Annotated in this window: 10 protein-coding genes and 2 pseudogenes; 7 read left to right on the top strand and 5 right to left on the bottom strand. The window is 65.0% G+C overall.

Going from position 1 to position 9,718, the window contains the following annotated elements; all coding sequences use genetic code 11:
- From XI09_RS35370 to XI09_RS35360, 3 genes and pseudogenes are all read right to left on the bottom strand, one after another.
- Positions 1 to 92 (bottom strand): annotated as a pseudogene (locus XI09_RS35370) (polysaccharide deacetylase family protein); the annotation flags it as partial.
- A 164-nt stretch (positions 93 to 256) separates the two neighbouring features.
- A complete protein-coding gene (locus XI09_RS35365) occupies positions 257 to 826 on the bottom strand; it encodes a glutathione peroxidase (protein WP_271570997.1) in 570 nt (189 codons plus the stop codon).
- 113 nt (positions 827 to 939) lie between these two features.
- Positions 940 to 2,631 carry a L,D-transpeptidase gene (locus XI09_RS35360; RefSeq protein ID WP_271570996.1) on the bottom strand — a complete coding sequence of 564 codons (1,692 nt, stop codon included), beginning with the start codon at positions 2,629 to 2,631 and terminating at the stop codon, positions 940 to 942.
- 208 nt (positions 2,632 to 2,839) lie between these two features.
- Between XI09_RS35360 and XI09_RS35355 the strand changes: the two genes are divergently transcribed.
- The 4 genes from XI09_RS35355 to XI09_RS35340 all read left to right on the top strand — a co-directional run bounded on the left by XI09_RS35355 (position 2,840) and on the right by XI09_RS35340 (position 4,634).
- Positions 2,840 to 3,388, top strand: coding sequence for a CreA family protein (locus tag XI09_RS35355; RefSeq protein ID WP_271570995.1), 549 nt, complete (start codon positions 2,840 to 2,842; stop codon positions 3,386 to 3,388).
- A gap of 430 nt (positions 3,389 to 3,818) precedes the next feature.
- Positions 3,819 to 4,061, top strand: coding sequence for a hypothetical protein (locus tag XI09_RS35350; protein WP_271570994.1), 243 nt, complete (start codon positions 3,819 to 3,821; stop codon positions 4,059 to 4,061).
- An 11-nt stretch (positions 4,062 to 4,072) separates the two neighbouring features.
- Positions 4,073 to 4,237: a hypothetical protein gene (locus XI09_RS35345; protein WP_271570993.1), complete on the top strand. Its 165-nt coding sequence runs from the start codon at positions 4,073 to 4,075 to the stop codon at positions 4,235 to 4,237.
- 34 nt (positions 4,238 to 4,271) lie between these two features.
- Positions 4,272 to 4,634, top strand: a complete 363-nt coding sequence (locus XI09_RS35340) for a hypothetical protein (RefSeq protein WP_271570992.1) — start codon at positions 4,272 to 4,274, stop codon at positions 4,632 to 4,634.
- A 12-nt stretch (positions 4,635 to 4,646) separates the two neighbouring features.
- On the opposite strand, the gene XI09_RS35335 is transcribed toward XI09_RS35340, so the two are convergent.
- Both XI09_RS35335 and pdxR read right to left on the bottom strand, forming a co-directional pair.
- Positions 4,647 to 4,892 (bottom strand): DUF6719 family protein, encoded by a 246-nt coding sequence (locus tag XI09_RS35335; RefSeq protein ID WP_271570991.1) that lies wholly within the window; start codon positions 4,890 to 4,892, stop codon positions 4,647 to 4,649.
- A 67-nt stretch (positions 4,893 to 4,959) separates the two neighbouring features.
- Positions 4,960 to 6,429 carry a MocR-like pyridoxine biosynthesis transcription factor PdxR gene (gene pdxR / locus XI09_RS35330; RefSeq protein WP_271570990.1) on the bottom strand — a complete coding sequence of 490 codons (1,470 nt, stop codon included), beginning with the start codon at positions 6,427 to 6,429 and terminating at the stop codon, positions 4,960 to 4,962.
- Positions 6,430 to 6,504: 75 nt separating this feature from the next.
- Here pdxR and XI09_RS35325 point away from each other — a divergent pair, with 75 nt between their 5' ends.
- The 3 genes and pseudogenes from XI09_RS35325 to XI09_RS35315 all read left to right on the top strand — a co-directional run bounded on the left by XI09_RS35325 (position 6,505) and on the right by XI09_RS35315 (position 9,717).
- Positions 6,505 to 7,239 carry a pyridoxamine 5'-phosphate oxidase family protein gene (locus XI09_RS35325; protein ID WP_271570989.1) on the top strand — a complete coding sequence of 245 codons (735 nt, stop codon included), beginning with the start codon at positions 6,505 to 6,507 and terminating at the stop codon, positions 7,237 to 7,239.
- 53 nt (positions 7,240 to 7,292) lie between these two features.
- Positions 7,293 to 8,569 (top strand): annotated as a pseudogene (locus XI09_RS35320) (ArgE/DapE family deacylase).
- 338 nt (positions 8,570 to 8,907) lie between these two features.
- Entirely contained in the window at positions 8,908 to 9,717 is an 810-nt protein-coding gene (locus XI09_RS35315; RefSeq protein WP_271570988.1) for an alpha/beta hydrolase, read from the top strand.
- The last annotated feature ends 1 nt before the right edge of the window (position 9,718 follow it).

Genomic DNA, 9,718 nt, shown 5'->3' with positions numbered 1-9,718 from the left:
GCGGGCTTCGCGGCCGGGGTCTGCGACCATGCCGCGCCGGTCATGCCTAAAGACATCGCGCTTGCCAAAATCAGTCCTGCCGCCACACGCATGGTGTTGTCCTCGAGATTGATCCCGTTGTTCCGCCGTGGCTTTTTTCGCCTCCGGCCAAACCATCCTGCCCCAAACGATCCTAGCCTAGATGGTGGGCCCTCGCCATTGCAACGGCTGTTTGGCATCCCGCCACAATTGTGCCCAACCGGATGGGCGCGTTGCGTCAACTGTCGGCCAGCACCTTGGCAACCGCCGTCTTGACCCGCGTATCGGTCGGCTCGATGGCGGAGGCAAACACCTCGGCAATATAGCCGTCACGCCCGATCAGGTATTTGTGGAAGTTCCAGCGCGGAACATCCTTCGGCCGCGCGTCGGCCGCCCATTTGTAGAACGGATGCGCCTTGGCGCCGACCACCACGGCCTTGGCCGTGATCGGGAAGGTAACGCCGTATTGGTGATGCGCGGTTTCCGTGATCTCGCTCGTTCCACCCGGCTCCTGGCCGCCGAAATCGTTGGAGGGCACGCCGATCACGGTGAGTCCGCGCTCGCGAAACTCGTTCCAGAGCTCTTGCAGGCCTGCATATTGCGGAGTGTAGCCGCAGAGCGAGGCCGTGTTGACCACCAGCAGGGGCTTGCCGGTGAAAGCGGCGAGGCGGATGTCGTCGCCGGACAATGCCGGGAAGGAGAAGGCGTAGGCCGAGATCCGGCTCATGCCGCCATCGGCGAACGCGCGCGTCACCGGCGCGACGACGCCTGCAAGTGCTGCGATGAGCATGGTCCTGCGGTTCATCATGACGGTATCCCCCCGAAATGATCCGGGGCGCATGTTACTCCGCCGCTGCGATCGGCCTCGTCAACACCGCGTTATCTTGACGCGAACCGGCAGCCACTTCGCTCGAAAGCGCCCTAGTACAGGCGGACGATGAAATCGGTGCCTTCGCCGGTCTCGCCCTGGTTGATGCCCTGGTCGGAGACGATGATCGAGCCGCCAGAGGTCAGCATCTCGTTGATCTTCGCGATGGTGTCGGCGGGGATCGCGATGCGGTCGAGCGCCTCGGCCGGACTGTCCGGCGTGACCACCGGCTTTGCGGCGACGGGAATCACGGCGGCGCCACGCTGGCGGCGCGTCACGCGGCTGTCATCCTCGCGCGCAGCGGAGCGAGCGGAGACGGGCAGCGACACCACCGACCAATGCAATGCATTGGCATCGGTCTTGTCGACTTCGGCGGTGAAGACATGCGTGCCGAGCGGCCGGTCGCTCGCGGCGATCGTGACCGGCACCTCGAACAGCGGCGCGAAATTCTGCCGCACGTAGAGCTTGGAATCCTTGCGGCTGATGAAGACGGCGATCTGGCCGGCCCGCTTGGGCGCTTCCGGCTTCGCCGCCGGCGCGGGATCGGCAGCGCGGCTCTCGTCCTTTTTGGCGTCCGGCGCCGGCGCCGCAGCCGTCACGGCGGCGTCAGGCTTCTTTGCAGTGCCGGCCGCTTCAGTCTTGGCGGGCTCCGCCTTTGCGGGCTCGGACTTCGGCGCATCTGCCGGTTCGGTCTTGGCGGTCCCGACCTTGTCGGCGGGCTTGTCGTCGGTGGCCGTGGTCGCCTTGGGCGCTTCCGCGGAATCGGTCGGCTTCGCATCAGCGTTCGCCGGCCTGGCGGCTTCTTTCGGTTGCAGCTTGGCCGCGTCAGACGCTTCGGCGGTTTTCGTCTCGGGCAGGGCAGGCGCTTCAACCCTGTCGGCCGCTGCGGCCGCTTCCTCGCGGGCCGGCGCATTGCCCGTCGTCATGTCCGACATCACGGCGTGGCCGACCGACGAGCGCAGCTCAAGCACGCTGTCGGCGCTGGCGGTCCTGGTCTCGAGCGGTTTGGCTTCAGTGACCTTGGCTTGTGCCGTGCCCTTGTCGGCCTTGTCGCCGGTGTTGGTCTGAGGCTCGACGCTGGCCGCAGGCTGCGGCGGCACGCGCACCGAGGCGAGCAGAGGATGCGAGAAGTTTTGCGGTGACATCTGGCCGGGCGTGACGATCACACGCGCGCCCATCTTGGTCCAATTCCACATCTTCACCGCGAACGCCATCGGCATGCGGATGCAGCCATGCGAGGCGGGATAACCCGGCAGCACGCCGGCATGCATGGCGACACCGGACCAGGTGATCCGCTGCATGTACGGCATCGGCGCGCCGCTATAGATGTTGGAGTGGTGGAACTTGTGCTTCTGGATGACGCTGAACACGCCCATCGGCGTCGAGTGGCCCTTCATGCCCGTCGACACCGGGGATTCCGCGAACATGCCGTTGGTGTCGTAGACCGTCACCTTCTGCCGGTCGATCGAGACGACGATGACGAGCGGCCCTTGCGGCTTGGTGCCGACTTCCTTCTCGGCAACCACGTTCTTGCCGGCCGCACCGCGCTTCTGCGGCTTCTGGCGTGCGACTTCGGGATGCCGGTCCTGCCGGGAGACGTAAGACCCGTCGGAATAATCCGTCCAGTAGTAAAATGCTGCTTCCGCCTGGCTTGCCGTACCGATCGCACCCGCCGCCGTCAAAATGGCGACCTGCCACAGCCGCACCGGCTTTGCAGCAGAACCGGACCCGTTCACGCTATTCATCCTCGAATCCATAATCCAAATCAGACATTAGTCTCTCAGAGGGGATACGCGTTCACCAGCAGGGTAGTTCTGCCATCAGCTACATTTGTCCAAGACGTAGCAAGAAAGCCTCACGGAGCGGTAAACGGCGGCCGTGGCGGCTTGTCCGTCGCCTTCCTGTCCGGCCGTCGCATCCCTACATTGCGGGCACTCGTTACCGGAGAACTTCATGTCATCTCGTTTCCCCGGTCTTTCCGGCATCCGCTTGAAAGGCCTTGCTTTATTCCTCCTGGCTCTGGTCGTGCCGGTGGCTTCCGCCCTGGCTGCCGACGAGCCGGATCTGATCTTCCGCCGCTCGACCGTCTTCAAATGGGTCAGCCCTAACGACAAGCTCGCGACCTACGGCCTCGACGATCCCGAGGTGGAGGGCGTCGCCTGTCATTTCACCGTGCCGGAGAAGGGTGGTTTCAAGGGCTGGCTCGGCCTTGCCGAGGAGGTCTCGGACATCTCGCTCGCCTGCCGCCAGATCGGTCCGATCAAGTTCAAGAACAAGATGGAGCAGGGCGACGACATGTTCCGCCAGCGCCGCTCGCTGTTCTTCAAGAAGATGCAGATCGTGCGCGGCTGTGACGCCAAGCGCAACGTCCTGGTCTACATGGTCTATTCGGACAAGCTGATCGAGGGGTCGCCGAAGAACTCGACCTCGACCGTGCCGATCATGCCGTGGGGACCGGCGGACGCCAACGTCCAGAAGTGCGGCGAGTTCTTCACTCAGTGACTCCGCGTGCGTTCACCGAGTGACGCCGTTTGCGTTCACTCAGTGACGCCGTGTGCGTTCACTCGGTGACGGCAGTGCGGCTGACGCGCGGTTTTGCGAGATGCGAGCCGGTCAGCCGCACGAACATCTGTGGCGCGGCTTCAAAGCCGCGACTCGATTGCAGCGCCATTTCGCCCGGCGGAGTGGCGGGGCTGCGACCAGCTCGTTGATCTCCGCGGTCCGTCCCTTGGTCCGCCTCGCGCCTCGTTGCGCGATCTTGCGCCATCATGATGGCCATCCCTCACGTGATCGCGCCCGGTGATCCGGGCGTCTCGGTTTCGATGGCTTGGGTCGCAGCCGAAGCGCCCCCGGTTCGACAGGGCCCAACCTTCGTTTGGCTTCTCTTCAGCAGAAAAACGTAAAACGCGTGTGAAGCGCGCAAGGCGCGTGCATGACGGCGGCCGTGCCCGGCGCATGTCCGAGCTGGAACAAGGACTTGCCGGGTTACTTTGAGCTGCGGTGCAACCTGACTGAAATGATTGGCATTTTCCGAGAATTGTTTCGTCGCATCGGACCGGACGAAACAATTCTCACGGAGATGAAACCATTTTCCGTCTTTGGCGCATCACGCGCGAAACCACCCATGGTTATCAGCTTCACAACGACGACGGCGCACCGCCGGCGACGGAATTGAGGGACAAGACCATGCGCACACTCAGCTTTATCCTTGCTTTCGGTTTCGTCCTCGCCGGTTCCTCGTTCGCGGGCGCGCCCGACGGCAATCTGCCCGGTATCGGCACCTTCCATTACAGCGGCTCGCCGGTCATCACCCCGGCACCGCAGCCGATCGTGATCGCCGCGCGCTTCTGATCGACAACAAGAAAATCAGCCGGCAAAGGCCATCATGTTCCTTCGTTTTTGCGCCGCAGCGCTCATCTCCCTTGTGACCATCACGTCCGTGCAGGCGCAGGTGCGCGCGCCCTCCAGGATCCCCGACCCACGCAGCGAATTCGTACGTCAGTGCGCGCCGCGCATGCTTGGGCGCTGGGAGCATCCGGAGGAAGTTTGCGGCTGTCTGCATGACCATGCCGCCGCCGTCGTCGAGGACCGCGATCTGCGCGAGGCGCTGCTGCGCGGCATCAGCGAGACCGGCGTGCCGACGATCGAGACCGATTGGGTGCCGACGTCCAAGCAGGGCGAGATCGGCCCGACCTTCACCAAGATCGCCAAGCCCACCTTGCAGTGCATGTTCGATCCGGCGAAGTAGCCTCTCAGATCATCATTTCGATTTCGGACCGTGCCGCGGCACGCAGGAACTCGTGCGCGAGATCCCCTTGTCGGTCATCTTCGCGCCGCGCACTTCCTTGACCTGTCCGGCCGGGCAGGTTCCGTCATCCACCAGCACACGCTGGCCAAGTTTGAGATCCACGATGTCCTGCTCGCGCCCGACGGTGCCTGCGCGTGCCGTCGAGGCGAGCACGATGGCGATCAGAAGCGAGAGGCAGGCTGCGCGGCGGAGTGACATGATGAGGGCTCCCGGAATCGATGCCGCAATGTAGGGATCGGTCGGCGATTCTGATAGCGAAGCTTCGTCACGCTCGCCGCGCCGATCTGCCGTTCACGCGCAACGCCGCACGCGATTCCCGCGCGAGCCGTTCCGCGGACGCCACGAGCTTCGGAACTGCGTGCCCCGAAAATCCGAGCACGAAGCCGGGCAGGGGACGTGTGCGCGAATAGGTGTCGGCCAACAGCCAGCCTTCCGCGCCGGCTGCCAGCTTCGCCTCTGCCGCGACCGACAGATCGACCGACGGATCGAACCTTGCGACAAGATGCAGGCCCTGCGACGGCACCGGCACGGACAGCACACCGTCGGATCTGGCTTCCAGCGTCTCGGCCAGCGCATCGCGTGCCTCGCGATAGAGCTTTCGCACCCGCTTCAGGTTCGCGGCAAAGGCGCCGGAGTTGAGCATGTCGGCCACCGCGCCTTCCATCAGAGTGCCGGGAAAGCGGTCGAGCGCGGCACGCGCGGCCGTCACGTCGGCGATCAGGCGCTCGGGCAGGGCGCAATAACCGATGCGCAGGCCCGGAAACAGCGTCTTGGCGAACGTGCCCATGTAGATCACGCGCTGGAGATGATCGATGCCGGCAAGCGACATCAGCGGCGCGCCGTCATAGCGGAACTCGCTGTCGTAATCGTCCTCCAGCACGAAGGCGCCGGCCTGCCTGGCCCAGTCGAGCAGCTCGAGCCGCCGCGGCATCGACATCTGCACGCCCAGTGGAAACTGGTGCGACGGCGTCACATAGGCCGCGCGCGCGGACGGCGCCGCCGTGCGGCCCCTGGCGATACGCATCCCGTGCTCGTCGACGGGGACGGCCACGGCGCGATAGCCGCAATGCGCGATGGTCTTGCGCGCGGCGGGGTAGCCTGGGTCCTCGCACCAGACCTGGTCGCCCGCCTTCAGGATTGCACTCAGCACGATGCGCAGCGCATGTAGCGTGCCTGACGTCAGCATGATCTGGTCGGGGTCGCAGCGCAGGCCGCGCGCCGACAACAGATGATCGGCGATCGCCGCACGCAGCTCGCGGCTGCCGCGCGGATCGCCATAATGCAGATGCTCGGCCCCGAACGCGCGCATGCGCCGGCCGACAAAGGCGCGGAAGCGCTGCACGGCGCGCTCGTCGATATGGGTGCAGCCGAGCGAGAACGCGCCTTGCCTGGGTGTTTCGACTGTTACCTTCGGCTTCTTCGGCTCGGCCGCGCGTGATGGGATGCGTGCGGCGACGAAGGTGCCGGAGCCGACGGTGGCTTCCGCAAAGCCGTCGGCAATCAGGCGTTCATAGGCGGTGACGACCGCGTTGCGGCGGAAGCCCGTTTGCCGCGCCAGCGTCCGCGAGGGCGGCAGCGGCTCGCCGGGCTTGACGAGGCCTGAGACGATCATCTCGCACAGTGCCTGGTACAGCCGGTGCGCCGCGGACGCGCCGGCCGTGATGTGCGCCCCGGTGAGGTCGAGCGGCAGTTCGGCCTTGGCGGGCGATGGGGAATTGGTCGGAATTTTTTGCATGGAATTGGCACTATCGCAGACCAAATCGGCCGCTACAACTGCCCTGGAATTGTTCCAATCCCGACAGGAGCGGCCGTGAGCCAGACCGAGACTTCAAATGCCTATCCGACGTCAGCGCGCAACCAGGTGAAGCGCCGTCACGACCGCGGCTTCTACGATCACGACACGGTTCATCGCATTCTGGATTCCTCGATGCTCTGCCACGTCTCCTACGTGATCGACGGGCAGCCCTATTGCACGCCGACCTTCTTCTGGCGCGAGGGGACGAAGCTCTACTGGCACGGCTCGAGCGCCAGCCGCATGCTGCGTAACCAGACCAGGGGCGAGCGCGTCTGCCTCACGGTCGCCCATCTCGACAGCCTTGTGCTGGCGCGCTGCGGCTTCAACCACTCCGCCGACTATCGCGCGGTGATGGCGTTCGGCACGGCCTATCTCGTCACCGACCCCGAGGAGAAGGAGCGGGCGGTGATCGCCATGGTCGACCGCTTCTTCCCGGACCGCACCGCGAGCCTGCGGGCGAGCAATACTCAGGAGATCAAGGCGACCTCCTTCATCGCCATGGAGATCGAGGAGGCCTCGGCCAAGATCCGTGCCAAGGGCGTTGCCGATGACGACGAGGATTATGCGTTGCCGATCTACGCCGAGCGTATCCCCGTGCGCACCGTGCGCACCGTGCTCGGCGCGCCGGAGCCGTGCCCGCGCCTGCTCGACGGCGTGACGCGCCCTGCCGCGCTCAATGGCTATTCGGAAGGCCGACTGCTCGAAGATGCATTGCGGGATGCTTATTTTGTGGAGTACCCGAACGGCTGAAATCGGCTAGCTTGCGCGCTCCTTGGGACCATTCGAATGCCTGGAGTTGCCTGATGAATGCCGAAACGCAGCAGAGGATTCTTGACGCCGTCGATGCCGGCTTCGAAGCCCAGCTTGCGACCACCCGCGATTTCGTCGCGATCCCCTCGACCCGCGGGGCCGAGGGGCCGTGCCAGGACATGATCGGCGACCTCCTGCGCGCGCGCGGCTACGAGGTCGACGACTGGCACATCAATGTCGACGATTTGAAGGATCTGCGCGGCTTCGGTCCGATCGAGCATGATTTTTCCAGGGCGCGCTCGGTGGTGGGCACCTACCGTCCGCAAACCAATGGCGGCAAATGCTGATCCTCCAGGGCCACTGCGACGTGGTGCCGGCGGGGCCGCTGGAATTGTGGGACACGCCGCCATTCTCGCCCGTCATCAAGGACGGCAAGATGTTCGGCCGCGGTGCCTGCGACATGAAGTCGGGCACGATCGGCGCGCTCTATGCGCTGGATGCGATCAAGGCCGCGGGCCTCAAGCCGACGGGGCGGATTCACTTCCAGTCCGTGATCGAGGAGGAGAGCACCGGCGTCGGCGCGCTCTCGACGCTCCAGCGCGGCTATCGCGCGGACGCCTGCTTCATCCCGGAGCCGACCGGCGGCAAGATGGTGCGCTCGCAGGTCGGCGTGATCTGGTTTCGCCTGCGCGTGAAGGGTCATCCGACCCATGTCGCGTTCGCTGGCTCCGGCTCCAACGCGATCATGGCGGCCTATCATCTCGTCCATGCCCTGCAAAAGCTCGAGATCGAATGGAACGACAGGGCGAAGGCCGATCGCCATTTTGGGACGATCAACCATCCCATCAACTTCAACCCCGGCATCATCAAGGGCGGCGATTGGGCCTCCAGCGTGCCGGCCTGGTGCGACGTCGACTGCCGCATCGCGATCCTGCCGGGCTGGTCGGTGGCCGATCACCAGAAGGAGATCATGGCCTGCGTCACTGCTGCCTCGCGCAATCACCGCTTCCTGGCCAACAACCCGCCGGAGGTCGAATGGTCCGGCTTCCTGTCGGAGGGCTATGAGCTCACCGACGCGGCCGCGCCCGAGGCCGCATTCGGCAAGGCCTTCAACAAGGTCCATGGCGGCGCGGTCGAGGACCTCATCTTCACCGCGCTCACCGACACCCGCTTCTACGGCCTCAACCACGGTATCCCGAGCCTCTGCTTCGGCGCCAACGGCGGCGAGATGCACGGCTTCAACGAATATGTCGATCTGGACTCGCTGAAGAAGACGACCAAGGCGATGGCGCTGTTCATCGCGGAGTGGTGCGGGGTGGAGAAGGCGTAGCTCAAGCCGTACGCGAGATGCACTCCCTCGCCCCGCTTGCGGGGAGAGGGTTGGGGTGAGGGGGAGTCTCCGCGAGGGCGGTGGCAGTTGGATTTGCGGAGGCTCCCCCTCACCCGAAATTCGAGCGATGCTCGAATTTCGACCTCTCCCCGCAAGCGGTCCGCAAGCGGGGAGAGGTGAACAAGTTTGCCCAATCCACCGGCTCTCCCAAATACTTTAAGCTTAAAATAAAGACTAGGATGCGGCCGTTCCTGGTGGCAGACTGGCGCCTGATTTGTCCGCCGCACCCGAAGGGCGAAGGCGGATCGCAAGGCCTTGTGTCCGCCGAGGGAGTAACGATGCGCGATTGGGATGATGCTTACGCCAATTCGGCCCATATCCCGGGCTCGGACAAGATGCCGGCGCAGTGGGCGGAGCGGGCGGCGGCCTACCGAACCGGACTGAAGGATCTTCGCGCCGACATCGCCTACGGCACCGGTGAACGCCAGCGCTTCGACCTGGTCCTGCCCGACGGCGACAGCAAGGGGCTCGTCGTCTTCGTCCATGGCGGCTACTGGATGCGCTTCGACAAGTCGACCTGGACCGATCTTGCCGAAGGCGCGCGGCACCATGGCTGGACCGTGGCGCTGCCGAGCTACACGCTGGCGCCCGCCGCGCGCATCTCCGACATCACCGCCGAAATCACCGCCGCGATTGCAAAAGCGGCCTCGCTTGTCACGGGTCCGATCCACCTCGCCGGCCACTCGGCCGGCGGGCATCTCGTCACGCGCATGCTGTGCGATGACAGCCGGCTGGAGCCCGCCGTCTACAGCCGCATTGCCGGCACGCTCTCGATCAGCGGCCTGCACGACCTGCGTCCGCTGCTCAAGACGAAAATGAACGAGACGCTGCGCATGACCATGGAGGAAGCGACGCTCGAAAGCGCGGCGCTGCATTTGCCGCGTGGGCATTCGCCCGTGACCGCCTGGGTCGGCGGCGGCGAGCGGCCGGAATTCATTCGCCAGTCCGATCTGATGGCCAATGTCTGGACCGGCTTCGACGTGCCGACGCGCCTCGTCGTCGAGCCGGCGCTGAACCATTTCACCGTGATCGACGGCCTCAAGGATCCGTCGTCGCAGATCACCGCGCGCCTGATCGGGCTCGACTGAG

Source organism: Bradyrhizobium sp. CCBAU 11386, from assembly GCF_028128955.1.
Lineage (GTDB): Bacteria > Pseudomonadota > Alphaproteobacteria > Rhizobiales > Xanthobacteraceae > Bradyrhizobium.
Note: the sequence above shows the minus strand (reverse complement) of the source record. Positions and strands in the feature narration are given on the sequence as shown.